Source organism: Eikenella corrodens, assembly GCF_900187105.1.
GTDB classification, from domain to species: Bacteria; Pseudomonadota; Gammaproteobacteria; order Burkholderiales; family Neisseriaceae; genus Eikenella; species Eikenella corrodens.
Window position 1 is genome coordinate 908807 of sequence record NZ_LT906482.1, and the last position, 25425, is coordinate 934231.

Genomic DNA, 25425 nt, shown 5'->3' on the forward strand with positions numbered 1-25425 from the left:
CGGCCATGTTGAAAGGCTACCTGAACCGATGTCTTGGCAAAGCCAAAACATAAGCTTCACCAAAATTAAAACCGGATTCCTTTATAATCGCCCCGTCTTGTCACTATCGATTTGCCGATGGATACCCAGCCCACCGAACTCGTTTCCAGCCCCATCCCCCAGCCCATACCTGCTGCACCACCCGCCAAAAAACGCCCCGGCTTGCTGCGCCGCTGGGTTAAGCGCTTGGTGTGGAGCATCGTCCTCCTCCTACTGGGCTTCCACCTGCTAGTTTTCCTGCTCTTGGCCTATTGGAAAGGCCAGCCCGTGCACACCAGCGCCTTTATGCTGCGCCACAACCTCTCCACTTTCTCCCGCGTGCAGCAAACCTGGGTGGACGACAGCCAAATCGCCCGCGTGGTGAAACAGGCGGCCATCGCCAGCGAAGACGCGCAATTCAGCAACCACGACGGTTTCGACTGGAACGGCATCGAACACGCCATGCGCCGCAACCAGCGCAGCGGCACCATCCGCGCCGGCGGCTCTACCATCAGCCAGCAGCTGGCTAAAAACCTGTTTCTGTTTGCCGAACGCTCTTACGTGCGCAAAGCCGAAGAAGCCGTGATTACCGTGATGATGGAAAGCATGTGGAGCAAAGAGCGCATCCTCACCGTGTATCTGAACGTGGCCGAATTCGGCGAAGGCATCTACGGCATCGAAGCCGCCGCCCAACATTATTACCACAAGCCGGCATCCCGCCTGCGCGCCGGTGAAGCCGCTTCCCTCATTGCCATGCTGCCCAACCCCAAATACTTCCAGCAACACCGCAACGACCGCCGCCTGCGCAATAAAACCCGCATCATCCTGCGCCGCATGGGTAGCGCCGATTTGCCGCCGGACGAAGAGTAGTTTGGTATCTGTCAATTAAAGGCTACCTGAAAAACCCATTCCGTTTTTCAGGTAGCCTTTAAGCTGTGTAGTACAGCTTGTTGGGATGTTGCCGTGCCAAGCTGCCACAGTTTTCAGGTAGCCTGCCTTGGTAAATAGAGCAGTCGCTGTAAAGTGATGCAATTTGCTTTACAATCCCATCGCAGGTAAAGTGATTCGGTCTGCAAAGAATTGGCGGCGGCAATCCTGCCCGGCTGCCAGCAACTAAAAGGAGTGGCAAAATGTATCAACGGATTTTCGTTCCGATAGACGACAGCAAAACCTCTCTCTACGCCCTGGAGCAAACCTGCCGGCTGGCCAAAGCAACCGATGCCGTATTGGTGGCCGTGCACGTAGTGGATTTAACCGACCTCAAGCGCGAAGCCAGCCGCCTGCCTAATTCCGAAGAGCTGTATGCGGCCGAAATGCAGGTGGCCGACCATGCCGAAGCCGTGATGAAACAGGCCGGCGTGAAATATGAAGTCTCCACCCTGGAAAACGACGGCATGCGTATTTCTGACGTGCTGATTAAAGAGGCCGTGCGCCAAGAGTGCGACCTCATCGCCATGGGCACCCATGGCTTCTCCGGCCTGCTGCACCTATTGATGGGCTCCGTGGCCGAAGGCGTGCTGCGCCAAGCCCCCATGCCCGTGCTGCTGTTCCGCCGTCCGGACAGCGAAGCCTAGCTTCAATATGTTTTCAGGTAGCCTCCTGCCCGTGCAGAAAGGCTACCTGAAAACGTCATCTAATACTCCACAACCTTAACCCAAATGGAAAACGTCCTATGGCAATCCCCGCTTACAACGAAGAGATGAAAAAATTCATCCATGGCCTGCTCAACCACCTGGTGCAGAGCAAAGGCTCCGATCTGTTCATCACCACCGGCTTCCCCCCGGCCATGAAGCTCGACGGCAAGCTCACCCCGATTACCGACAAACCGCTCACCGCCGACCACACCGCCCTCATCGCCCGCGCCCTGATGGACGACAAACAGGCCGAAGAATTCGATAACACCAAAGAATGCAACTTCGCCATCAGCCTGGCCGGCGTGTCCCGCTTCCGCATCAACGCCATGGTTCAGCGCGGTGCCGCCGCCCTCGTGTGCCGTGTGATCACCAGCCAGATTCCCAAGTTCGACAACATGAACCTGCCGCCGATTTTGAAACAAGTGGTGATGGAAAAACGCGGCCTCGTGATTTTCGTGGGCGGTACCGGCTCCGGCAAATCCACTTCCCTGGCTGCCATGATCGACTACCGTAACGAAAACAGCCACGGCCACATCATCACCATCGAAGACCCGATCGAATTCGTGCACCCGCACAAAAACTGCATCATCACCCAGCGCGAAGTGGGCGTGGACACCGAAAACTGGTTTGCCGCCCTCAAAAACACCCTGCGCCAAGCCCCCGACGTGATCCTCATCGGCGAAATCCGCGACCGCGAAACCATGGACTACGCCCTGGCCTTCGCCGAAACCGGCCACCTCTGCATGGCCACCCTACACGCCAACAACTCCAACCAAGCGCTCGACCGCATCATCAACTTCTTCCCCGAAGAGCGCCGTACCCAGCTGTTGAATGACCTCTCGCTCAACCTCAAAGGCTTCATTTCCCAGCGCCTCGTGCCCAAGCCCGACGGCAAAGGCCGCGTGGCCGCCGTGGAAGTGCTGCTCAACTCCCCGCTGATTGCCGAGCTGATTTTGAATGGCGACATCCACGGCGTGAAAGAAATCATGGCCCGCTCCCGCGACTTAGGCATGCAAACCTTCGACCAATCCCTGTTCGACCTCTACGAAGCCGGCCACATTGCCTACGAAGACGCCCTGAAAAACGCCGACTCGGTGAATGATTTGCGCCTCAACATCCAGCTCAACAGCAAACGCGGCCGCAACAACGAAAAATCCGGCATCGACAGCCTAGCCATCGTCGGCATGGATGAAGCTGACGAAGCCTAAGGCGGAAAAGGCTACCTGAAAGCGTAGCTTTGGCGAAATAGACCGGTGCCTTAGCAACGTAGTTAGCAACTACCCAACATATGAAAAAGGCTACCTGAAACTTTTCAGGTAGCCTTTCCTATTCAGCGTTTAAGCTGCCAAACGCTTATTTCTTCTTACGCTGCGGCGGCAAGTCGGTGCAAGTGCCGTTGGCCACTTCCGCTGCCATGCCGATGCTTTCGCCCAAGGTCGGGTGTGGATGGATGGTTTTGCCGATGTCGGTTGCATCGCAGCCCATTTCGATGGCCAAGCAGATTTCGCCGATCATGTCACCGGCGTGGGTGCCGACGATGCTGCCGCCGATAATCAAGCCGCTTTCGGCATCGAAAATCAGCTTGGTGAAGCCTTCGTCGCGGCCGTTAGCGATGGCGCGGCCGGATGCGGCCCACGGGAATACGGCTTTGGTGATTTTGATGCCATCGCGTTTGGCGATTTCTTCGGTAACGCCCACCCAAGCCACTTCGGGGTCGGTATAGGCCACGCCCGGAATCACGCGTGCGTCGAAGTAGGCTTTGTGGCCGGCACAGTTTTCGGCTGCCACATGGCCTTCGTGCACGGCTTTGTGCGCCAGCATGGGTTGGCCAATGACGTCACCGATGGCGTAGATGTGCGGCACGTTGGTGCGCATTTGTTTGTCCACTTCGATGAAGCCGCGGTCGGTAACGGCCACGCCGGCTTTTTCAGCAGAGCAGAGTTTGCCGTTCGGTGCGCGGCCGGCAGCCACCAGCACCAAGTCGTAGCGTTGCGGCTCTTTCGGCGCTTTTTCACCTTCAAAGGTCACATAGATGCCGTCTTTTTTGGCTTCCACGGCCACGGTTTTGGTGTTGGTCATGATGTTGTCGAAGCGGTGGGCGTTCATTTTCTCCCACACTTTCACCAAGTCGCGGTCGGCGCCCTGCATCAGGCCGTCCATCATTTCTACTACGTCCAAGCGTGCGCCCAGCGTGCTGTACACGGTGCCCATTTCCAGACCGATGATGCCGCCGCCGATGACCAGCATTTTTTCTGGCAGTTTGCCGCCGTTTTGGCGCAGTTCCAGCGCGCCGGTGCTGTCCACAATGCGTGGGTCTTCAGGGATGAAGGGCAGTTTCACCACGCGGCTGCCGACGGCGATGATACAGTTTTTGAAGGCAACGGTTTTTTTCGCGCCGGTTTCTTTGGCTTGCTCGTATTGGGCGGATTCGGTGAGCGATACTTCGATGTGGTTCGCACCCACGAATTGGCCGTTACCTTGGATGATGTCCACTTTGCGGGCTTTGGCCATACCTGCCAGGCCGCCGGTAAGTTTGGCGATCACTTTTTCTTTGTAGCCGCGTAACTCGTCCACATTGATTTCGGGTTCGCCGAATTTGATGCCGTTTTTCACCAAGTGTTTCACTTCATCAATCATGGCAGCATTGTGCAGCAGCGCTTTAGACGGGATGCAGCCCACGTTCAGACACACGCCGCCCAAGGTGCTGTATTGCTCGATGATGGCGGTTTTCAGGCCTTCGTCGGCTGCGGCAAAGGCAGCGGAATAGCCGCCCGGGCCGCCGCCCAATACCACCACGTCGTATTCGGCATCGGCAGAACCGGCAAACTGTGCCGCTTGCGGTGCGGGCGCAGCGGCTTTGGCGGCTTCCGGCGCCGCAGCGGCGGCAGCTTTCGGTGCTTCGGCAGCGGCAGCCGCACCGGCGGCTTCGATCACGGCAATCACGCCGCCTTCGGAGATTTTGTCGCCCACTTTCACTTTCACTTCTTTCACCACGCCTGCGGCTTCGGCCGGCACGTCCATGGTGGCTTTGTCGGTTTCCAGCGTAATCAGGGTGTCGTCGATAGCGATGGTATCGCCTGCTTTGATTTCCACGGCGATTATGTCTACATTTTCGTGCCCGCCGATGTCGGGTACTTTCAATTCGATTAAGCTCATTGTGTTGTGCCTTTCTTGAGTATTAGATTAATTAACAAAGGGCTACCTGAAAAATGGAATGCTGCGATGCGGCCAAGTTTTCGGCATTCAGCCCGATTAATTGCTCGACGGGGCGGATTATAACGCACTTCTTTGCCTTCCCCGCAGCTTTATCAACACAGGTTTTGCTGCTGCAGGCGCAGCGATGCCGGGATAGGTATATAATTAGGCTCCTACATTATCAAGTTTTCAGGTAGCCTCAAATGACCCAGCCACTCCCCCCCGAACAGCCCGCCAGCCGCCTTGAAGCCTTCCGCCAAAACAGCATCTACCTGCTGCCCAATTCGTTTACGCTGACGGCCTTGTTTTGCGCATTTTTCGCCATTACTCAATCTATGCACGGCCACTACGAGACGGCGGCGGTAGCGGTATTTGTGTCAATGCTGCTTGACGGCATGGACGGCCGCGTGGCGCGCTGGACCAACAGCCAAAGCGCGTTTGGCGAACAACTCGACAGCCTGGCCGACATGGTGAGCTTCGGCGTGGCACCGGCGCTGATTGCCTATAAGTGGCAGCTTTTCGAGTTCGGGCGCATCGGCTATTCGGTGGCCTTTATCTATTGCGCCTGCGCAGCTTTGCGCCTGGCTTTGTTCAACACCTTAATCGGCAAGGTGGACAAACGCTGGTTTATCGGCATCCCGAGCCCGACGGCAGCCGCTTTGGTAATCGGGCTGGTGTGGATGGATCACAACCTGGGTGGCCTGCCGCTGGCGCGTTGGTGGTGCTTGATCATCACGCTGTTTGCCGGGCTTTCCATGGTGGCGCAGGTGCGGTTTTGGAGCTTTAAAGAAATCAACGTGCGGCGCAAGGTGCCGTTTTTCGGACTGCTCTTGGCCGTGATCGGCTTTTTGGTGATTACTTGGGAACCTTCGTTGGTGTTGTTCCTGCTGTTTTTGGCCTATAGCTTGTCGGGCTATGTGATGTGGTTTTGGCAGCGTGACCGCAAGCAGAAAGAACAACAGGAAGCAGAAAAAGAAACAGAGGCTACCTGAAAAGTGGTAACAACCTGAATTTATAGGTAGGCAAGTACCAAGCCAAATTGGTCTGAACGGCTAAAGGCTACCTGAAATGTCAAAAACGAAACGCCGCTGCCGATTTGCTTTCCGGCAGCGGCTTTATATAGCCAAGCAAATGAATTTCCGATACAAGGTGAGAACGCCATAGCGGCGGCTTAAGTTGATTGGCTGGAGTGGAGGCAAAGCAATGTGGAGCATGGAAGTATTGCTGCCGCTGGCAGCAGTGGGCGCGATAGCAGGATTTTTGGCCGGGCTGCTGGGCATCGGCGGCGGGGCGGTTACCGTGCCGATTGTGCTGTGGTCGTTGGGCAGGCAGGGCATCACGGGTGAGCACGGCCAGCATTTGGCGGTGGGCACATCGATGGCAGTGATGGTATTCACCACCTTTTCCAGCGCGTGGGCGCAGCAGAAAAAGGGGGCGGTGCGCTGGGAATTCGTGCGGCGCATGGCACCCGGGCTGGTGGCGGGCAGCCTGTTGGGTTCGCTGGTGTCGAACCGGATTCCCACTTTTGGCCTGCAGGTGTTGTTTATCGTATTTTGCTATTCGGTGGCAGCGAAAAACCTGTTTCAGCTCAATCCCAAACCGGCGGCCACGCTGCCCAGCGGGCGGATGCAGGCGGGAATTGGCGGGCTGTTCGGGCTGCTGTCCAGCTGGGTGGGTATCGGCGGCGGATCGTTGTCGGTGCCGTTTATGATGTATTGCCGTGTGCCGGTGCATCAGGCAGTAGCCACTTCCAGCGTGCTGGCCTGGCCGATAGCGGTGTCTGGGGCGCTGGGCTATCTATTTTCCGGCTGGAATGTGCCGGGGCTGCCTGCGGGTGCTGTGGGCTTTTGGTATGTACCGTGCATTGTGGTGCTGGGGGCGTGCACGGTACTGTTCGCGCCCTTGGGCGTAAAAGCGGCACACCGCTTGCCACCAGCCGGTTTGAAGCGGGCATTTGGAGTGTTGATGGTGGTAATTGGCAGCCAGATGCTGTGGAAATTGCTGCACGGAGCATAGGGATAGACGCCATCATTCTGCCTAAGTTTTCAGGTAGCCTTCAAACCGTATATACCAAGCCAAAACCGATAAATGCAAAAATCCGTATCCGAACAAGCAATCGCGCGGAAAACTTGCTAAAATGCCGTCCGCCAGCCGCACGCCTTTGGGCGGGATAAAAATCCGTAGCGGCCAATATATTGATAGTGAATTAGATTGGAGAACCAAATGGCCGTTGAACGCACCCTTTCCATCATCAAGCCCGATGCCGTGGCCAAAAATGTTATCGGCAAAATCTACAGCCGTTTTGAAAGCAACGGCTTGAAAATCGTGGCTGCCAAAATGAAGCACCTCTCCCGGGAGGAAGCCGAGGGCTTCTACGCCGTGCACAAAGAGCGCCCGTTTTTTGCCGAGCTGATGAAATTCATGACCAGCGGCCCGGTGATGGTGCAGGTGTTGGAAGGCGAAAACGCAGTGGCTAAAAACCGCGAGCTGATGGGTGCCACCAATCCAAAAGAAGCCGCCCCCGGCACCATCCGCGCCGATTTTGCTTCCTCTATCGATGCAAATGCCGTACACGGTTCCGACAGTTTGGTCAATGCCGCCATCGAAGTGGCCTATTTCTTCGGCGAGCAGGAAATCTGCCCGCGTTAAACCAGCCAAGCTGCAGGCTACCTGAAAGTTTCAAACGTGTTGAAACGCAGTTTTCAGGTAGCCTTTAAGCCTTTATATACAAACCATAAAACCTAAGAACACAACCAGCCGATTTGCGGTGCTCATATGAAAACCAACCTGCTCAACTACGACCTCGCCGGCCTCACCGCCCATTTCGCCCAAATGGGGGAAAAACCCTTCCGCGCCCGCCAAGTGATGCGCTGGATGCACCAAGGCGCAGCCGGCGATTTCGATGAAATGACCGACCTGGCCAAATCGCTACGCGCCAAGCTTAACGAAAGTGCGCAAGTGGGCGTGCCCGCGCTGATGGCTGCGCAGGAAAGCCGCGACGGTACGCGTAAATGGCTGTTGGATGTGGGCACCGGCAACGGCGTGGAAACCGTGTTCATCCCCGAAACCGACCGCGGTACGCTATGCATTTCCTCGCAGGTGGGCTGTGCGCTGGAATGCACTTTCTGCTCCACCGGCCGCCAAGGCTTCAACCGCAACCTCTCCACCGCCGAAATCATCGGCCAATTATGGTGGGCCAACAAAGCATTGGGCGCCACCCCTAAAGACGAACGCGTGATTTCCAACGTGGTGATGATGGGCATGGGTGAGCCGCTGGCCAACTACGATAATGTGGTGACCGCGCTCTCCATTATGCTGGACGACCACGGCTACGCCCTCAGCCGCCGCCGCGTTACCGTGTCCACCTCCGGCATGGTGCCGCAGATGGACAGGCTCAAAGAAGACATGCCGGTGGCCCTGGCTGTATCTCTGCACGCCCCAAACGACGCCATCCGCAACGAAATCGTGCCGCTAAACAAAAAATATCCGCTCAAGGAGCTGATGGCTGCCTGCCAGCGTTATCTGGTTAAAGCCCCGCGCGACTTCGTTACCTTCGAATATGTTATGCTCGACGGCGTAAACGACAAGCCCGAACACGCCCGCGAGCTGTTGGAATTGGTTAAAGACGTTCCCTGCAAATTCAATCTGATTCCGTTTAACCCCTTCCCCAATTCCGGCTACAACCGCTCCAGCGATGAGAATATTCGTGTATTCCGCGATATCTTATATCAGGCAGGCTTGGTGGTTACCGTGCGCAAAACGCGCGGTGACGACATCGATGCAGCCTGCGGCCAGCTGGCCGGACAGGTACAAGACAAAACCCGCCGCCAACAAAAATGGCTGCAATTACAAGTTGTGAAAGGTTGATTATCATGAAAAAAAGTTTAATTGCCTCCCTGACGACGCTCGCTTTGCTCGCCGGCTGCGGCGGCATCACCATCCACACCGGCAACAAAGAAGTACGCAACCGGCCGGAAGAAATTGCCGCCATCAAAACCCAGCTGGCCATCGAATACATGAATTCGCATGACTACCGTGCTGCCGTGTCTGCAATTGAAGAAGCTCTGCAAGCTCAGCCGCGCAACGAAAATGCTTGGCTGGTACGCGCCGAGATTTATCAATATTTGAAAGTACCGGACAAAGCAGAAGAGAGTTTCCAACGCGCCTTGGCTATCAAACCCGACAGCGCAGAAATCAACAACAACTACGGTTGGTTCTTATGCAATTCCGGCGGCCGTGCAAACCAGGCCCTGGCCTATTTCGACCGCGCCTTGGCCGATCCCACCTACCCCAGCCCGCAGGTGGCCTACATGAACAAAGGCATCTGTAGCGCCCGCTTGGGGCAATACAACCTGGCTATGGCCTATCTGGAACGCTCCCAGGCTGCCGATCCTAGCTTTGCGCCCGCGCAGAAAGAAATGGCGCGCGTACGCATGATGGAAGGCAACCTAGGCGAAGCCGACCGCCAGTTCCGTCAATATCAAAGCAAGGTAGACCGCCTCAGTGCCGACGACCTACTGTTGGGCTGGAAAATTGCCCGCACCCGCGGCCAAACCCAGGCTGCCTATGAATACGAAGCGCAGCTGCGCACCAACTATCCGTATTCGCCCGAACTTCAAGAAATTACCACAGGAAGACCCCAATGACCGAGATCTCACCCCCCCAACTGGCTGCCGCTGAAGAACTGGGCAAATTGTTGCGCCAAAACCGCGAACAGCAACAACTGTCGCTTGGTGATGTGTCGGAACACCTCAAGCTGCCCGCCCGCCAGGTGGAGGCGTTGGAAAACGCCGATTTCAGCAAATTGCCCGAGCCCGTGTTTGTGCGCGGCTTTCTGCGCAGCTACGGACGCTACCTGAATTTGGACGAAGCCGTATTAAACAGCTATTTGGAGCAGATAGTTGCCCCCAGCCAATTCCAAAGCCCCTTGGCCAAAGAAGATGGCAATGTGAAGATGACCTACCACAACGCTCCGATTAAAAAGCCCTTCCCGCGCTGGATTTTCGGCGTGGCCGCCGCTGCCGCGATTGTGGGCGTGGTGGTGTTGTGGCAAATGAAGTCCAACACCGAACATCAAAAACAAAATGCCCAAACCAGCATTCCGGAAAACCAAATCCTGCCGCCCAACTTAGACAGCAGCAATGTGCAGGTGTTGCCGCTGCAAGAAGCCTCCGCACCTGCCGCCTCCCTGCCCGCGGTTTCAGGTAGCCAGCCGCAGCCGGTGGAAAACCCGGCGTCTACACCGGCTGCTGCAGGCATCCAATCGGCTCAGGGCGAATTGGTGCTCAAACTGCGCTTCCGTTCCTTCCTCACCGTAACCGATAAAGACGGTCAAATGCTGGTAAGCAAAATCGTGCCTGCGGGCAGCGAACACCGCTTCTCCGGCAACGGCCCCTACCGCGTACGCATCGGCTTTGCCAAAAACAGCCTGGCCAGCTACAGCGGCCGCGGCATCAATGTGGCCGAGCACATGGTCGACCAAAAAACCGCCGCCTTCACTGCCGGCGGCTCAGACGATGCCGCACAACAATAACAACCGTTTATGAACACAACCCTTCCTTCCCGCCGGCGCACGCATCAGGTAGAAATCGAACACATCACCGTCGGCTCCGGCTCGCCGGTGGTGGTGCAATCGATGACCAACACCGACACTGCTGATGCCGAAGCCACCGCTTTGCAGGTGAAAGAGCTTAGCGAAGCCGGCTCGGAAATGGTGCGGATTACTGTCAACAACCCGCAGGCTGCTGCCAAAGTGGCCGAAATCCGCAGCCGGCTCGACGACATGGGCTGCCCCACCCCGCTCATCGGCGATTTCCACTTCAACGGCGAACGCCTCTTGGCCGAGTTTCCCGAATGCGGCAAGGCCTTGGCCAAATACCGCATCAATCCCGGCAACGTGGGCAAAGGCACGAAAGGCGATGAAAAATTCGCCTTTCTCATCCGCACCGCAGCCGAAAACGGCAAAGCCGTACGCATCGGCGTGAATTGGGGCAGCCTCGACCAAAGCCTGGCCAAACGCCTGATGGATGTCAACCGCAACCGACCAGAGCCGCTGCCGCCCGAAGCCGTGATGAAGGAAGCATTGGTGCTCTCTGCGTTGGAATCCGCACAAAAAGCCGTGGATTTGGGGCTACCTGAAAATAAAATCATCCTGTCGTGCAAAGTCAGCGCCGTACAGGATTTGATTCAGGTATACCGCGATTTGGGCAGCCGCTGCGCCTATCCGCTGCATCTGGGGCTTACCGAAGCCGGCATGGGCAGCAAAGGCATTGTGGCTTCTACCGCCGCGCTGTCTGTATTGCTGCAAGAAGGCATCGGCGACACCATCCGTATTTCGCTCACTCCCGAGCCAGGCAGTTCGCGCACACAGGAAGTGATTGTGGCGCAGGAAATCCTGCAAACTATGGGATTGCGCTCCTTCACACCGATGGTTACCGCCTGCCCCGGCTGCGGCCGCACCACCAGCACCGTATTCCAAGAGCTGGCGCGCGATATCCAGCTGCACCTGCGGATGCAGATGCCGGTGTGGAAACACAAATATCCCGGCGTGGAAAGCCTGAACGTAGCCGTGATGGGTTGCGTGGTCAACGGCCCCGGCGAAAGCAAACTGGCCGATATCGGCATCAGCCTGCCCGGTACCGGTGAAACCCCGGTTGCCCCCGTGTATGTGGACGGCGAGCGCGCAGTAACGCTCAAAGGCGACAATATGGCTGCCGAGTTTTTGCAAATTGTGGAAAACTACGTGGCCGAAAACTATGGCGAAGGCGGCAAAAAACGCCTCAGCCAAGCCGCCAAAATCATTCCCATCCGCCAAGCTTAGCCGGATTGGCATACAAAAAATAAAGGGGCTGTACTAGATTAGCCCTAAATTCCACACCACTCCCGCAAGATTTTAAGCTGCCGGGATGGTGTGCCGAAGTTAAATCGAAATTCGCATTCTTTCAAGAACAGCGGGAAAGATTTGCGATCGATTCCGTTGTACTTGCGTAAGACGCGTTTTGCCTGATTCCAAAAGTTCTCAATGCCGTTGATGTGGTTCTGGCGGTCTGCAAATTCCTTGGAATGGTTGATGCGGTAATGGATAAAACCGCTCACGTCCAACTTGTCGTAACTGCTCAGACTATCGGTATAAACAATACTGTCCGGCATGATTTTCTGTTTGATAACAGGCATCAAAGTATCGGACTTGGCATTATCCACCACAACGGTATAGACCCGTCCGTTGCGTTTCAGAATGCCAAAGACAACCACTTTTCCTGCCGCACCGCGACCACGTCTGCCTTTACGCCGTCCGCCGAAATAGCTTTCGTCCAATTCGACAGAGCCATCGAAAACCTCATCGGCAGCCAAGGCCAAATGATGGCTGATGACCATACGGATTTTGCGGTAGAACAGGGCTGCCGAATTGGGATGGATACCCAAAATATCGGCGGCAGAACGGGCGGTAACTTCGAGTACAAAAAAGCGGAGCAGTTCTTTCTGTACTTTCTTCCTTAATTTGCAGTGTGTTATCTTCATATTTCGAGGGTAACATATCTGCTAATCTAGTACAGCCCCAAAATAAAACCTTTGCTTCACTGGCAAAGGTTTTTTGTTTTCAGGTAGCCTCTTTACGGCTACAAACATTGCAGGCTACCTGAAACACTGTAGAAGTAGTATGGCAAGGCAAGCCAACATAGCAGCATCCTTATTTCAATTCACTAAAAATATGCTGCGGCTATCGCTTTAATATCCGCAGATTGGCTATAATGCCCATCAACCGCAGCTATAGCGGGCACACAAAGGGAAACATCATGGCCGCCGACCTCCGTCAGCTTTTGCTCAAACTCTATCTAATCAACAATTTCAAACTCGAACACAAGGTTTACATCTACACCTATCGCGGCGTAACCGATGTGGCCACCAACCCCTTCCAATACGTGAGCGGCGATGTGGCCGAAAACGTGAAGAAAAGCCTGATCCTGCAAAACCTGGCCAGCGGAGAAATGCTGCAGGCCTTCATCGTGCCCACGCCCGATAGCAAAGGCAAAACCCACAGCGCCTACGAAATTGAAAACACCGTGCTCTACGGCAACAAAGCCGGCGTCATCATCGAAATCGGGCTCGATAAGGATAAAATCGAAAAAACCGACAAATACCGCCAGTTCAGCCACTTGGCAGTAAGTATGTTGCGGCAGTTTGTCGACTAAGCCACAACCCAAGCCCATACAGGCTACCTGAATTTCAGGTAGCCTTTTTCACACCGCAAAGGCTACCTGAAAAACACCAGCCCACCTGATCTGCTTTGCGGTGCAGGCAGTATAACTGCTATAATGCGCGGTTTCCAAAATTATTTTCCGCACCCGCTGCGGCCACAAACTAACATGAAAAACATCCGCAACATCGCCATCATCGCCCACGTCGATCATGGCAAAACCACACTCGTAGACCAACTCCTGCGCCAATCCGGCACCTTCCGCGCCAACCAGCACGTGGACGAGCGCGTGATGGACAGCAACGACATCGAAAAAGAACGCGGCATCACCATCCTGGCCAAAAACACCGCCATCGAATACGAAGGCTACCACATCAACATCGTCGACACCCCCGGCCACGCCGACTTCGGTGGCGAAGTAGAACGCGTGCTCGGCATGGTGGATTGCGTGCTGCTGTTGGTGGACGCACAAGAAGGCCCGATGCCGCAAACCCGCTTCGTGACCAAAAAAGCCCTTGCGTTGGGCTTGAAACCCATCGTGGTGATTAACAAAATCGATAAGCCCACCGCCCGTGCCAGCTGGGTGATCGACCAAACCTTTGATTTGTTCGACAACCTCGGCGCCAGCGAAGAGCAGCTCGATTTCCCCATCGTCTATGCTTCCGGCCTTTCCGGCTTCGCCAAGCTGAACGAAGAAGACGAGAGCAGCGATATGCGCCCGCTGTTCGACACCATTCTCAAATACACCCCCGCGCCTTCAGGTAGCGCCGATGCGCCGCTGCAGCTGCAAATCTCCCAGCTCGACTATGACAACTACACCGGCCGCCTCGGCATCGGCCGTATCCTCAACGGCAAAATCCGCCCCGGCCAAACCGTGGCCGTGATGAACCACGACAAACAAATCGCCCAAGGCCGCATCAACCAGCTGCTCGGTTTCAGCGGACTGGAACGCGTGCCGCTGCAGGAGGCCGAAGCCGGCGACATCGTGCTGATTTCCGGTATCGACGAAATCGGCATCGGCGTAACCATTTGCGACAAAGACAACCCCATCGGCGTGCCGATGCTGAGCGTGGACGAGCCCACCCTTACCATGGACTTCATGGTCAACACCAGCCCGCTGGCCGGCACTGAGGGCAAATTCGTTACCAGCCGCCAAATCCGCGACCGCCTGCAACGCGAACTGCTCACTAACGTCGCCCTGCGCGTGGAAGACACCGCCGATGCCGACATATTCCGCGTGTCCGGTCGTGGCGAGCTGCACCTCACCATTTTGCTGGAAAACATGCGCCGCGAAGGCTACGAACTGGCCGTGGGCAAACCGCGCGTGGTGTACCGCGACATCGACGGCCAAAAATGCGAGCCGTATGAAAACCTCACCGTGGACGTACCCGATGAAAACCAAGGCGCCGTCATGGAAGAACTCGGCCGCCGCCGCGGCGAACTCACCAACATGGAAAGCGACGGCAACGGCCGCACCCGCCTCGAATACCACATTCCCGCCCGCGGCCTCATCGGCTTCCAAGGCGAATTCATGACCCTCACCCGCGGTGTCGGCCTGATGAGCCACGTGTTCGACGACTACGCCCCCGTGAAGCCCGATATGCCCGGCCGCCGCAACGGCGTGCTGATTTCTCAAGAGCAAGGCGAAGCCGTGGCTTATGCCCTGTGGAATCTGGAAGAGCGCGGCCGCATGTTCGTATCGCCCAACGACAAAATCTACGAAGGCATGATCATCGGCATCCACAGCCGCGACAACGACTTGGTGGTGAACCCGCTCAAAGGCAAAAAGCTCACCAACGTACGCGCCAGCGGCACCGACGAAGCCGTGCGCCTCACCACGCCGATTAAGCTCACACTGGAAAGCGCGGTGGAATTTATCGACGATGACGAACTGGTGGAAATCACCCCCCAATCCATCCGCCTGCGCAAACGCTACCTGAGCGAACTGGAACGCCGCCGCCACTTTAAAAAATTGGACTAAGGCTACCTGAAAAGCCTCAGGCCGCTTAGAATCCGGTAACAGGCTACCTGAAAGCAAAGTTGAACATCTTCGCCATCTTTCAGGTAGCCTTTATTCCAACCCAACCTTTTAGCCATATCCACCAACATGAGCCTCCCCACCTCTCACAGCAGCCTTTCCTACCGAGCTGATATCGACGGCCTGCGCGCTGTGGCCGTGATTGCCGTTATCCTGTTTCATATTCATGCCAAGCTGCTCCCCGGCGGCTTTCTCGGCGTGGATATATTCTTTGTTATCTCTGGCTATCTGATTACCACCATCATCCACAAAGAACTGATCGGGCAACGCTTTTCCCTGCTCAATTTCTACCAGCGGCGTGCTAAGCGCATCCTGCCCGCCTTTCTATTTATGCTCATCACCTGTACTGCCGTGGGCGCATGGCTGCTGATGCCGGATGATTTTCTCAACTATCTGCGTTCACTGCGCTCCTCACTGTTTTTCGGTGCCAATCTGTTTTTCGCCAAAAGCGGCGGTTATTTCGATATTGACTCCGCCGAAAAACCGCTGCTGCACATCTGGTCGCTTTCCCTGGAAGAGCAGTTCTATTTTGTTTTCCCGCTCTTGATGTGGCTAGTGCACAAATATCTGCCCAAATACACCGTACACGCCGTTATCGCCATGATTGCCGCCAGCCTGCTCTCCGGCTTGGCGCCCTATAAGGCAGATGCCTACTACCTGCCACAAGTGCGCGCATACGAATTACTCATCGGTTCGCTGGCCGCCGTGGTGCCGGATCGCTATAAAACCCCGGGTAAAAGCTTAAATCCAATTGCGTGGTTGGCCACTATTGTCATGTTGGTTTGTTTGTGTTTGCCCGACGGCTTCCTGCCCGGCAAAGGCTATATCGAACGCTTGGCCGTATGCAGTGCTGCCGCTTGGCTAATTGCCGCCGGCAACGGCAGCCGTTTCAACCAGCTGCTTGCTTGGAAGCCGATGGTGGCCATCGGCCTGATTTCCTATCCGTTGTATCTATGGCACTGGCCGGTGCTGGCGCTACTGCGCTATGTATATATGGACAGCGTATTGCCGTTGAATGTGATATTGGTGTCTATGCCCGGCGTGGTAGTGGCTTCGTGGGTATCGTACCGATTGATTGAGAATCCGATCCGGCACAGCAAAAAACTGTCCGGCAAGGCGTTTGCCGGCGTGATGGCGGTTTATTTCATGCTGGGGGTTGGGGCGCAGCATGGACGTCATCGTTTTTCAGATTACATAAAAGTACAGCAGGAGCAGCAAAGAACAACTATCTTGGAATATGGCGTCCAACTTGATCGCACACTCTGCAAAATTGAGAATGAACTGGTCCACTGTACACGCGGCAGCACAGCCCAACCTGTGCGATATTTGGCGGTAGGTGATTCACATACTGAGCATTACCAAGCCTTCTTTGACAAACTAGGAAAGCATGAAGATTGGTCTATTAATATTTTGAGTGTGGGAGGTTGTGTCTATTTGCACCAAAGTGATTTAATGCCATCAGAGATAGGAGAAAGCCGGAGGAACAGTTGCAGAAAAATGAGACAAATCGCTAATGATACTTTGGATCAATATCAGGTTGTTATCTTATCTAATCGGTGGTCGCTATATGCCAAATCGGACGATTTCATGCATGCATTTGAGCAGACATTACAATATCTGATTTCCAAAGGAAAAACCATTTATGTACTGCGGGACAATCCTAATACGGGGCTTTCTATGTGGAGACTTTACTTTTTCCAACAAAAAGGAATTCACGTTTCTTCATTAGGAACCACTACCAGTACCCAAAAACAGCTGGATACAGAACAAGCCAATTCAAAAATACATGCGCTCATCCAACGGTATCCAGCCATCCATTGGATTGACCTAACCGAAGGTATTCCTGAAGGTTTTATAGTTAATGGCATCCCGATATATCATGATGACAACCATTTAACCCCTTATGGGGCAAACCATATTGCCGATTGGTTCATTAATTCCAATCAACATCTTCTGCAGCCTACACAAACAACTGATTGAACCTGCAACGTGGGTTACCCAAGCAAGTCTTAATATTGTAATGGCTGGTTTGGTAGTACCCACCTGAATCCGTTGTGTTCTTTATGTGGTGTTAGCAATTAAAGGCTACCTGAAATCCGCCCGCCGGTTTTCAGGTAGTCTTTTTCATATCAGCCGAAGAGTGCCGCAGAATCGGCTATAATGCCGCCGTTTCCAATTCTTGATTTCAGGGAAGGCATCATGAGCGATTTTCGGCAGGATTTTCTGCGCTTTGCGCTGGAGCAGGATGTGTTGCGCTTTGGCGAGTTTGTTACCAAAGCCGGGCGGCTTTCGCCCTATTTTTTCAACGCCGGGCTGTTTAACGACGGCGCCTCCACCCTTGCGTTGGCGCGGTTTTATGCGCGTTCGATTCTCGAGAGCAGGGTGGAGTTCGATATGCTGTTCGGCCCGGCTTATAAAGGTATCGTGCTGGCTTCGGCCACGGCGATGATGCTGGCCGAAGCGGGGCGAAATGTGCCTTTTGCCTACAACCGCAAGGAAGCCAAAGACCACGGCGAAGGCGGTACGTTGGTGGGCGCGCCGCTGGCCGGACGGGTGTTGATTATCGATGATGTGATTTCCGCCGGTACTTCGGTGCGCGAATCGGTGCGCCTGATTGAGCAGGCAGGCGCTACGCCAGCCGGGGTGGCAATTGCGCTCGACCGCATGGAAAAAGGCACGGGCAACCAATCGGCGGTGCAAGAGGTACGCCAGCAATACGGGCTGCCGGTGGTGCCGATTGCCAGCCTGGCCGATTTGCTCGCGCTCTTGCAAGACGATGCGCAGTTCCGGCAACACCTCGAGCCGGTGCAGGCCTACCGCGACCGCTACGGGGTGGCGGCTTAAGAATAAAGGCTACCTGAAATTGGGAATGTGGGTTTGTCCAAATCAGGCTTGCGGATACCTGTTTGCTGGTAAATCTGCTCCAGCGCATCCCATTTGGATTGCTCCCGGTCTTTGATGGGTTTGTGCAGCTTGAAATAACGCCGCGCCTGCCTCTCCGCCTCGGCAATTACGCCTTGAAAAAATTTTGCTCTTCTGCCGCTTCGTCCATGATCTGCTTACGCAGCCAGGTATATTGCGACAGCACGGATTTAATGGCTTCAGCATCGCTGCCCACTTCTTTACCGTCGTCTTTCAGGCCGTCGAACGATACCGTCAGCACGCAGGTAGTCTCAATATCGCGGGCAATCGCCTGCTCCATTGTTTCTACCTCAGCCTTGCCGGTGCGCTGTTCTTTAGTTGCCTTCAACTGTGCTTCACGGGATAGCCGGTTCATCAGGCGCAGCATTTCGTCAGAACGCATACTGCGGATAGTGATGGTAAAACCCAGTTCCGCCCCAGTTGTCGGGTGCTTAGGGTGAAACTCGTGGGTTTCGTTGAAACGGTCATTGGAAACGCCTTGCAGTTCCTTTAAATCCATGAATAAATCTCCTGAAATCAAAAATATAAAAGGCTGCCTGAAACAGACAGCCCCAACATTAACCTACCGTCAGCTTCGGCTTGCCGGACAGTCGGATGGTTACATCTCGGCTTACCACATCGGCCACGCCGGATACGTTCCATTTATTGGTTTTAACGCGCCCCATCACAAGGAAAACCGTGTTGTCAGGGAACTTAACCTTAAATAGGCGCAGTTTCTTATCTTCTGCCGCTTTGACGATCTCCTTTTGTCCGTTGTCGCTTGGCACATAATGGCCGGTGAAGGAAAATTCGCCAGGGTCAGTCAAGCCCAGCGCCGTTTCTTTGAAGCCTTCCGAAGCCAGCGTGGTAACATCCACTTCATCGGTCGATTCACCGCTGTAATCGATGGTTTTCGTGGTGTCGGCCAAATCGACATACGTTACTGGGGTTGCCCCAGTAGCAATATTGCCGGAAGTATCCTTCACTTCCTCTTTTGACATCTGCAGGGTCGTACCCTCTGCCAACATATACTTGGAACCCATATCCAATCTCCATAAAAAAGCCCGCGCGGGCAAAAGAAAAGCCCTGCTTTCAAATGAGCAGGGCATAAAACCTTTTGAAATATATAAATATCTTGACTTTTAATATATGGTACATTATAATAATGCTGTCGGATAAGCCGACAACGGGAAAAGCCCCACCGAAGCGGGGCTTTACTGGGAGAAAGAAAATGAAGCCGACACTTCAAATTCTGCTCTTGGTTGTCCTGATGTTGGTAAGCAGTAATGCCTACTAAGGACTAACCAGCTAGGCGGCGGCTACACCCGCTGCCTAGTCCCAATCTTACAAAATCCCGCACCATAAAGCAAGCCATGAAAAAACTGACCCAAGCCGATTACACCAAGAAATATCTGGAAAAGCACGGCATCGTACAAAAAAAATTCAACCTCGACCCGGAAACCGTAGCCCTGTTGGAACGACTGGCTGCCGCACGCGGCGAAAGTCAAACTGCCGTCGTCAAGGCTGCCTTGCAGGCATTGTCCGCAGGCCATTAAGCCTACTCAATCGCCAAATACGGCACACTTACCACCACCGCATAGCGCCCATCCAGCATATAACCCGGGGCTGACGTAGATTAGCCCTAAATTCCACACCACTCCCGCAGGATTTTAAGCTGCTGGGACGGTGTGCCGAAGTTAAATCGAAATTCGCATTCTTTCAAGAACAGCGGGAAGGATTTGCGATCGATTCCGTTATATTTACGTAAGACGCGTTTTGCCTGATTCCAAAAATTCTCAATGCCGTTAATGTGGTTCTGGCGGTCTGCAAATTCCTTGGAATGGTTGATGCGGTGATGGCTAAAACCGCTTATGTCCAACTTGTCGTAGCTGCTCAGACTATCCGTGTAAACAATACTATCCGGCATAATTTTTTGTTTGATCACAGGCATCAAAGTATCGGACTTGGCATTATCCACCACAACAGTATAGACCCGTCCGTTGCGTTTCAGAATGCCGAAGACAACCACTTTGCCTGCCGCACCGCGACCACGTCTGCCTTTACGCCGTCCGCCGAAATAGCTTTCGTCCAACTCGACGGGCCCCTCGAAAACCTCATCGGCAGCCAAGACCAAATGATGGCTGATGACCATACGGATTTTGCGGTAGAACAGAATGGCGGAGTTGGGCTGAATGTCTAAAATATCGGCAGCGGAACGGGCGGTAACTTGGAGTACAAAAAATTCAAGTAGTTTCTTTTGAACTCTCTTGCTTAATTTACAATTGGTTATCTGCATTTTTGTAGACTAGCATGACTGCTAATCTACGTCAGCCCCTATAACCCTTGCTGCGGCTTGGGTGCTGGCGAATAGCCACCACGCCGAACTTGCCACCACGCCGGAACAGGTTTATCAACTCCGACGTGATTTCATCCACCTGTCCGGCGCCGCTGTTCTGTGGCACATACACCGTGATTTGAAATATCCCGCTGTACTTGGCCGCATTCAGCGTGCCTTGCACCGTATCTGCCGGAAGAAGCGCGGTTTGCAGATACGCTCCACTCGGCTGCTTAGTGTCGGTATTTCCCGGCACCAGCGGCAAGCGGTGTGATTGGGCGTAGCTATGCACCACCTTTTCCAAGGCGCGGCGAATTTGCGCGGTTAAGTCCATTGTTTACCCTCTAGCCAGTTCTGCATATTGGTTACCGTAATCCGCACCATGCCTTGCGGCGCTTGGGTGGAATAGCCATTGGTTGTGCGGCCGGTCGGGTGTTTCGGCGGATTGGGATACAGCCCGTATTCAATAATCGGCGCATATACCTTGTCTGTGGCGATATATACCACCTGCCCGGCTTTAGCTGTTACCGTCGAGCCGTTGAACGCAGTCGGCAGCACATTGACTGACTGCGTCCAGCTGGCTTTCAGGTCGCCGCTGTCCACCGGCGTCTGTTCCAACAACCGGCGGTGGGCTTCCTGCACGATTTCGTCCGCCGCCGCGTCCAATTTTTGCCGTACTGCGTCCGCCCATGCGCTGATTTGGCTGCCGAAGCCTCTCATAACAGCCCCCACAGCCAAACCAACAGCCATCCAAGCAAGCCCAGCGGCAGCAATGCCAACGCAGCCACTAATAGAAACGCCAACACCAACAGTAAAGCCATGCCCGCAATTTCTACCAGGCTAACCACAATCTGATTAAGTGCCTTCAACGTTTCCATCACTCCCTCCGTGCCTGCGCCTGATAAGCCACTACTACGGAAGCCGGCTTGATGGGCATGACACTAACCACCCGCCAAGCCTCGCCGCCGCATTCCAAGAGACAACCAGTTTGCAGATTACAGGATGCGGTAGCCGTAACCAGCATATCGCCGGACTGCACCAAATGCGCACCACCAAGCTGCATGATATGCTTCTCATTCAGATTGCCGAACACGCATTTCCCAATATAGCTCTGTGTCTGCTGAACCGTGCGTGATGTTTCCACATCATAACGGCTACTGCTGACCGTAACCGTGCAATCCCGCCCAAAGTCGGCGATCACATCAGCGGCCACCACTTCCAATCCCGTATAATCAAACATAACTACCCTCTCGGCATCGGCACCATGTGAACACCTTTGCGCGGCTCATACATCCCGTACAGCAAGGCCGCCACATAGTCGAAACGTTCCTTATTGGTATTGCCTATCGCATAAGTAACCGCGATTTCGCCGACCTTCACGCTCTGCTGTTTTGGTTTCTCGTTGCTGTTCAGCTGCTGCTGCAAAGCCAACTCGCAGACCGCTTTCAGCACCTGCGGATGTACCGGTTCTTCTCCACTCCGCATCGCTGCATTCAAGCCGTTTTTCAGCCTAAAATTAGCGTCCAGATAGTCGGAGGCGGATACCAGCATCCGCTCCTTAGTCGGCTCATCCAACGCTGTCCATGCAGCGGCAGACTGCCGCATCTGATGGTAGCGGTCGGCATCGGCTATCCGAATCAGCCGCCCAAGCCCACGCCGATGTATTGAACGCAATCTGTAGAGGAGATGTGGAATGAGATATCCAGTATTCGCGAAATCAAAATCATCAGGGGGAATTATGTTGTTTGTTTCCAGAGACGAAGCTGTAATTATCCGCTTTAAAAGAAGCGAATTGGTAAATGGCAATAGGATTGAAGATGATTGGCTTCCAGTTACAAACCAATCTGCATGGCAAATTCTTTCGCATGAAGAGGTACAGAAAATATTTAACAATGATTGATTAACTAGGCCACCTTCGGGTGGTCTTTAGTTTGGAGATTAAGCCGTGAGCCGGAGCAGAAAAAAGAAACCGTCCAAACCCTATCGCGGCTACTGCACCTTCCCCTTGGTTGGTGCAGATACTCGTGACGAATTTCAGGAAGCGGCGGAGATGTTCGGCGACTTCGCCGACCCCGTGAAACGCAAGCGCATCTTCGACAAGCCGCGCAAATACCGCTTCGAGATTTGGCTGAAGCTACACGGCAAGCCGGAATACGAAATCCGCGAAGCCAAGATAACGAGCGAAGGCGTAACCCGTGAGAACCTTAGCCAGATCTTGTACGAGGTGGCCATGCAGGGGCTACAGGATTTGGACGGGCTGGAAGAAGTGAACGGCGAGCAGTCCATCATCAAGATTATTATTTGAAAGGGGAAACATGACCAACACCTTTTTAACCCGCGAAGAAATCATCGAACTGACCAGCCGCAAGCAGCCGAAAAAACAGGCCGAAACCCTGCGCAAAAACGGCATTCCGTTCTTTACCAATGCCGCAGGCTACCCTGTTGTCAGCCGCAGCGTGCTGGAAAGAAATCATCGACCGTATCCACCAAGATAACGGCTACCTGTTTCTCAACAGCCACGGAAAACCACTGACCCGCGACTCTTTGGGCAGACAGTTTCTGGAGTTGCGCAAAACCGTTATGCAACAACGACCGGAGCTAGCGGAAGAGTTGTCCAATTTCCAGTTTCGAGATTTGCGCGCCAAAGCCGCCACGGATATTTACTTATCTGCCGATACCCGCAGCGCTTCTGACCAACTTGGCCACACCTCTGAGCAGATGACCAAAACCTATATCCGGCGCGGTAAAATACTCAAGCCGCTAAAATAGCGTTTTGCGGAACGCTTCTAAAAATTGCGGAAATATAACGGCTGCCAAAAGATGAATTATGCTTATGCAGCATATATTTATCTATGGCAGCCATCTTGATGTTTGATTATTCGGTACAATACCGCATCTTCATTTTCCAGCCGCTCCCACCATGAACACTTCCCCCCTTATCGCCCTGTGTGCCGGCGAAGCTTCGGGCGACCTGCTCGGCGCACACCTGATTGAGGCCATCCGCGCGCGCTGCCCGCAGGCGCGGTTTACCGGCATCGGCGGCCCGCGTATGCAGGCGGCAGGGCTGGAGAGCCTGTTCGACCAAGAAACGCTGGCGGTGCGCGGCTACGTGGAGGTGTTGAAAAACCTGCCGGCGATTTGGCGCATCCGCAAAGGCTTGATTGCAGAAATGAAACGGCAACGGCCAGATGTGTTCGTTGGCATCGATGCACCGGATTTCAACCTAGGCGTGGCTGCCGCACTCAAGGCTGCGGGCATCCCCACGCTGCATTATGTGAGCCCTTCGGTGTGGGCGTGGCGGCGCGAGCGGGTGCATAAAATTGTGCAGCAGGCAGATGAAGTGCTGTGCCTGTTTCCGATGGAGCCGGAGCTATACCGGCAGGCCGGCGGGCGGGCGCGATTTGTGGGACATCCGTTGGCGCAAACCCTGCCTTTGGAAGCCGACCGCGCCGCCGCACGCCGCGAATTGGGGCTACCTGAAAAACAGCCCGTATTCGCCCTGCTGACCGGCAGCCGAGTGAGCGAAATCGACTATATGGCACCGCTGTTTCTGCAAGCCGCTCAGCTGGTGCGGCAACAAATTCCCGAGGCGCAGTTCCTGCTGCCCTACGCCACCGAAGCCACCCGCACGCGCCTGCAAAGTCTGCTCGCCGCCGAGCCGTATTGCCGCCTGCCCTTGCAACTGCTCCCGGGCGGCACGGCGCAAGCCTGCACGGCGGCGGATGCGGTGTTGGTCACCAGCGGCACCGCCACGCTGGAAGTGGCGCTGTGCAAACGGCCGATGGTAATCAGCTACAAAATCTCGCCGCTCACCTATGCGCTGGTGAAGCACAAAATCAAAGTGCCCTATGTGGGGCTGCCCAACGTGCTGCTCGGCCGCGCCGCCGTGCCGGAGCTGCTGCAGCACGATGCCGAGCCGGAAAAGCTGGCCGCCGCGCTGCTGGATTGGTATCGCTCGCCGGAGAAAACCGCCGCGCTGCAGCAGGATTTCACCGAGCTGCACCATTTATTGCGCAAAGACACCGCCGCCGAAGCCGCAGCGGCAGTATTGGCCGCCGCGGGGGCAACCCCATGATTTGGCAGGCCGGTGTGGACGAGGCCGGACGCGGGCCATTGGTCGGCAGCGTGTTTGCCGCCGCAGTGGTGTTGCCAAACGAATATGATTTGCCGGGGCTTACCGACTCGAAAAAACTGAGCGAACGCCGCCGCGACGAATTGGCGGTGTTGATTAAACAGCAGGCACTGGCTTGGTGCGTGGCCGCCGCCTCGGTGGAAGAAATCGACCGGCTCAATATCCTGCACGCCACCATGCTGGCGATGCGCCGCGCCGTACACGGGCTGGAAAGGCTACCTGAAAAAGTGTGGATAGACGGCAACCGCGTGCCGCCCGATTTGGGCTGCGAAGCCGAAGCCGTAATAAAAGGCGACAGCAAAATCATCCAGATTTCCGCCGCCTCCGTGCTGGCCAAAACCGCGCGCGACGCGGAAATGTATGCCCTGGCCGAACGTTATCCGCAATACGGCTTCGAGCGGCACAAAGGCTACGGCACCGCCGAACACCTCGCCGCCCTGCAACGCCACGGCGCGCTGCCCGAACACCGCCGCAGTTTTGCTCCGGTGCGGGAAATCTTGGCGCAGGGGCGGCTGTTTGAGTGAATCAGGTTTGCGCCCGCAGAAACTTAGCTTTGCCTTCGTCAAACCATCGCTTTAGCTTCGCAGAAGTCCAGCTTTGCCCTTGTCAAATCATCGCTTTAGCTTCGCAGAAGCTCGGCCTTGGCTTCGCCAAGACATCGCTTTCAGGTAGCCTGCTGGGCAGAACAGCCAAATTGCGCAAACAAGATTAATCAAACAATGCAGGCCAATAGCCTTTATCTTGCGCACAAACTTGACAAGCTCCACCAAGGCGCGTATAGTCCACTTTCCCTGACGCGGGGTGGAGCAGCATGGTAGCTCGTCGGGCTCATAACCCGAAGGTCGTAGGTTCAAATCCTGCCCCCGCAACCAATTTCAAACCTCTCGGCAGATTGCCGGGAGGTTTTTGCATTCCGGCAATCTTATGCCCGTATATGGCTCAAAAATAAAACGATGTGTCGCAGTTCGGCCGAGAGCT

At 54.9% G+C, this 25425-nt stretch carries 31 protein-coding genes and 1 tRNA gene; 22 read left to right on the forward strand and 10 right to left on the reverse strand.

The window, feature by feature from the left end:
* Window positions 1-117: 117 nt before the first annotated feature.
* From mtgA to CKV94_RS04580, 3 genes are all read left to right on the forward strand, one after another.
* Complete coding sequence (gene mtgA / locus CKV94_RS04570) at window positions 118-888, forward strand: monofunctional biosynthetic peptidoglycan transglycosylase (protein WP_003823666.1); 771 nt, start codon at window positions 118-120, stop codon at window positions 886-888.
* 260 nt (window positions 889-1148) lie between these two features.
* Entirely contained in the window at window positions 1149-1592 is a 444-nt protein-coding gene (locus tag CKV94_RS04575) for a universal stress protein (RefSeq protein ID WP_003823668.1), read from the forward strand.
* 125 nt (window positions 1593-1717) lie between these two features.
* Window positions 1718-2860, forward strand: a complete 1143-nt coding sequence (locus CKV94_RS04580; protein WP_223417333.1) for a PilT/PilU family type 4a pilus ATPase — start codon at window positions 1718-1720, stop codon at window positions 2858-2860.
* Between the two features lie 145 nt (window positions 2861-3005).
* Here the strand turns inward: CKV94_RS04580 and lpdA are convergent, their stop codons facing one another.
* Entirely contained in the window at window positions 3006-4808 is a 1803-nt protein-coding gene (lpdA, locus tag CKV94_RS04585; protein WP_003823670.1) for a dihydrolipoyl dehydrogenase, read from the reverse strand.
* Between the two features lie 242 nt (window positions 4809-5050).
* Between lpdA and pssA the strand changes: the two genes are divergently transcribed.
* From pssA to ispG, 7 genes are all read left to right on the forward strand, one after another.
* The gene (pssA, locus tag CKV94_RS04590) at window positions 5051-5839 is read left to right on the forward strand and encodes a CDP-diacylglycerol--serine O-phosphatidyltransferase (protein WP_003823673.1); all 789 of its coding nucleotides are present in this window, start codon (window positions 5051-5053) and stop codon (window positions 5837-5839) included.
* 211 nt (window positions 5840-6050) lie between these two features.
* On the forward strand, window positions 6051-6863 hold the full coding sequence (locus CKV94_RS04595) for a sulfite exporter TauE/SafE family protein (protein ID WP_003823676.1): 813 nt from the start codon (window positions 6051-6053) through the stop codon (window positions 6861-6863).
* A gap of 207 nt (window positions 6864-7070) precedes the next feature.
* Window positions 7071-7496 carry a nucleoside-diphosphate kinase gene (ndk, locus tag CKV94_RS04600; RefSeq protein ID WP_003823678.1) on the forward strand — a complete coding sequence of 142 codons (426 nt, stop codon included), beginning with the start codon at window positions 7071-7073 and terminating at the stop codon, window positions 7494-7496.
* Window positions 7497-7622: 126 nt separating this feature from the next.
* Window positions 7623-8714: a 23S rRNA (adenine(2503)-C(2))-methyltransferase RlmN gene (rlmN, locus tag CKV94_RS04605; RefSeq protein ID WP_003823679.1), complete on the forward strand. Its 1092-nt coding sequence runs from the start codon at window positions 7623-7625 to the stop codon at window positions 8712-8714.
* A gap of 5 nt (window positions 8715-8719) precedes the next feature.
* Window positions 8720-9493, forward strand: a complete 774-nt coding sequence (gene pilW / locus CKV94_RS04610) for a type IV pilus biogenesis/stability protein PilW (protein WP_003823680.1) — start codon at window positions 8720-8722, stop codon at window positions 9491-9493.
* Window positions 9490-10380 (forward strand): helix-turn-helix domain-containing protein, encoded by an 891-nt coding sequence (locus tag CKV94_RS04615; RefSeq protein ID WP_003823681.1) that lies wholly within the window; start codon window positions 9490-9492, stop codon window positions 10378-10380. The genes pilW and CKV94_RS04615 overlap by 4 nt, the downstream gene beginning before the upstream one ends.
* A 9-nt stretch (window positions 10381-10389) precedes the next feature.
* Window positions 10390-11667 (forward strand): flavodoxin-dependent (E)-4-hydroxy-3-methylbut-2-enyl-diphosphate synthase, encoded by a 1278-nt coding sequence (ispG, locus tag CKV94_RS04620; protein ID WP_003823682.1) that lies wholly within the window; start codon window positions 10390-10392, stop codon window positions 11665-11667.
* Between the two features lie 44 nt (window positions 11668-11711).
* Here the strand turns inward: ispG and CKV94_RS04625 are convergent, their stop codons facing one another.
* Entirely contained in the window at window positions 11712-12365 is a 654-nt protein-coding gene (locus CKV94_RS04625) for an IS1595 family transposase (RefSeq protein ID WP_064086049.1), read from the reverse strand.
* 275 nt (window positions 12366-12640) lie between these two features.
* On the opposite strand from CKV94_RS04625, the gene CKV94_RS04630 reads away from it, so the two are divergent.
* The 4 genes from CKV94_RS04630 to pyrE all read left to right on the forward strand — a co-directional run bounded on the left by CKV94_RS04630 (window position 12641) and on the right by pyrE (window position 17923).
* A complete protein-coding gene (locus CKV94_RS04630; RefSeq protein WP_035573809.1) occupies window positions 12641-13036 on the forward strand; it encodes a hypothetical protein in 396 nt (131 codons plus the stop codon).
* A gap of 174 nt (window positions 13037-13210) precedes the next feature.
* Complete coding sequence (typA, locus tag CKV94_RS04635; RefSeq protein ID WP_003824101.1) at window positions 13211-15022, forward strand: translational GTPase TypA; 1812 nt, start codon at window positions 13211-13213, stop codon at window positions 15020-15022.
* Between the two features lie 126 nt (window positions 15023-15148).
* Complete coding sequence (locus CKV94_RS04640) at window positions 15149-17059, forward strand: acyltransferase family protein (protein WP_003824103.1); 1911 nt, start codon at window positions 15149-15151, stop codon at window positions 17057-17059.
* 219 nt (window positions 17060-17278) lie between these two features.
* Window positions 17279-17923, forward strand: a complete 645-nt coding sequence (pyrE, locus tag CKV94_RS04645) for an orotate phosphoribosyltransferase (protein ID WP_035580780.1) — start codon at window positions 17279-17281, stop codon at window positions 17921-17923.
* Window positions 17924-18089: 166 nt separating this feature from the next.
* Here pyrE and CKV94_RS04650 read toward each other — a convergent pair whose 3' ends face one another.
* Complete coding sequence (locus CKV94_RS04650; RefSeq protein WP_003824106.1) at window positions 18090-18500, reverse strand: hypothetical protein; 411 nt, start codon at window positions 18498-18500, stop codon at window positions 18090-18092.
* 58 nt (window positions 18501-18558) lie between these two features.
* Window positions 18559-19023, reverse strand: coding sequence for a phage tail tube protein (locus tag CKV94_RS04655; RefSeq protein ID WP_003824107.1), 465 nt, complete (start codon window positions 19021-19023; stop codon window positions 18559-18561).
* 330 nt (window positions 19024-19353) lie between these two features.
* Here CKV94_RS04655 and CKV94_RS04665 point away from each other — a divergent pair, with 330 nt between their 5' ends.
* Window positions 19354-19536 (forward strand): ribbon-helix-helix protein, CopG family, encoded by a 183-nt coding sequence (locus tag CKV94_RS04665; RefSeq protein WP_003824109.1) that lies wholly within the window; start codon window positions 19354-19356, stop codon window positions 19534-19536.
* Window positions 19537-19622: 86 nt separating this feature from the next.
* Here CKV94_RS04665 and CKV94_RS04670 read toward each other — a convergent pair whose 3' ends face one another.
* From CKV94_RS04670 to CKV94_RS04690, 6 genes are read right to left on the reverse strand one after another with little or no spacing between them, the layout of a single operon-like run.
* Window positions 19623-20276, reverse strand: coding sequence for an IS1595 family transposase (locus tag CKV94_RS04670; protein WP_095114599.1), 654 nt, complete (start codon window positions 20274-20276; stop codon window positions 19623-19625).
* Window positions 20277-20307: 31 nt separating this feature from the next.
* A complete protein-coding gene (locus tag CKV94_RS04675; protein WP_095114600.1) occupies window positions 20308-20649 on the reverse strand; it encodes a phage tail terminator-like protein in 342 nt (113 codons plus the stop codon).
* Window positions 20640-21035, reverse strand: coding sequence for an HK97 gp10 family phage protein (locus CKV94_RS04680; RefSeq protein WP_003824396.1), 396 nt, complete (start codon window positions 21033-21035; stop codon window positions 20640-20642). Before CKV94_RS04680 ends, CKV94_RS04675 begins: the two co-directional genes overlap by 10 nt.
* The gene (locus CKV94_RS11115; RefSeq protein WP_003824397.1) at window positions 21032-21193 is read right to left on the reverse strand and encodes a hypothetical protein; all 162 of its coding nucleotides are present in this window, start codon (window positions 21191-21193) and stop codon (window positions 21032-21034) included. The genes CKV94_RS04680 and CKV94_RS11115 overlap by 4 nt, the downstream gene beginning before the upstream one ends.
* Window positions 21193-21555 (reverse strand): hypothetical protein, encoded by a 363-nt coding sequence (locus CKV94_RS04685; protein WP_003824398.1) that lies wholly within the window; start codon window positions 21553-21555, stop codon window positions 21193-21195. The genes CKV94_RS11115 and CKV94_RS04685 overlap by 1 nt, the downstream gene beginning before the upstream one ends.
* Before the next feature lie 2 nt (window positions 21556-21557).
* Complete coding sequence (locus CKV94_RS04690) at window positions 21558-21920, reverse strand: DnaT-like ssDNA-binding protein (protein WP_095114601.1); 363 nt, start codon at window positions 21918-21920, stop codon at window positions 21558-21560.
* 88 nt (window positions 21921-22008) lie between these two features.
* On the opposite strand from CKV94_RS04690, the gene CKV94_RS11120 reads away from it, so the two are divergent.
* The 7 genes from CKV94_RS11120 to CKV94_RS04720 all read left to right on the forward strand — a co-directional run bounded on the left by CKV94_RS11120 (window position 22009) and on the right by CKV94_RS04720 (window position 25319).
* Window positions 22009-22215 (forward strand): hypothetical protein, encoded by a 207-nt coding sequence (locus CKV94_RS11120; RefSeq protein WP_141744169.1) that lies wholly within the window; start codon window positions 22009-22011, stop codon window positions 22213-22215.
* Window positions 22216-22260: 45 nt separating this feature from the next.
* Window positions 22261-22620, forward strand: a complete 360-nt coding sequence (locus CKV94_RS04695) for a hypothetical protein (RefSeq protein WP_223417317.1) — start codon at window positions 22261-22263, stop codon at window positions 22618-22620.
* Between the two features lie 10 nt (window positions 22621-22630).
* A complete protein-coding gene (locus tag CKV94_RS04700) occupies window positions 22631-22810 on the forward strand; it encodes a DUF4224 domain-containing protein (protein WP_081251782.1) in 180 nt (59 codons plus the stop codon).
* A complete protein-coding gene (locus CKV94_RS04705) occupies window positions 22758-23084 on the forward strand; it encodes a tyrosine-type recombinase/integrase (protein WP_157727249.1) in 327 nt (108 codons plus the stop codon). Before CKV94_RS04700 ends, CKV94_RS04705 begins: the two co-directional genes overlap by 53 nt.
* A 151-nt stretch (window positions 23085-23235) precedes the next feature.
* Window positions 23236-24390: a lipid-A-disaccharide synthase gene (gene lpxB / locus CKV94_RS04710; RefSeq protein WP_003824402.1), complete on the forward strand. Its 1155-nt coding sequence runs from the start codon at window positions 23236-23238 to the stop codon at window positions 24388-24390.
* Entirely contained in the window at window positions 24387-24971 is a 585-nt protein-coding gene (gene rnhB, locus CKV94_RS04715) for a ribonuclease HII (protein ID WP_003824403.1), read from the forward strand. Before lpxB ends, rnhB begins: the two co-directional genes overlap by 4 nt.
* A 271-nt stretch (window positions 24972-25242) precedes the next feature.
* A tRNA-Met gene (locus CKV94_RS04720) sits at window positions 25243-25319 on the forward strand.
* Window positions 25320-25425 lie beyond the last annotated feature (106 nt).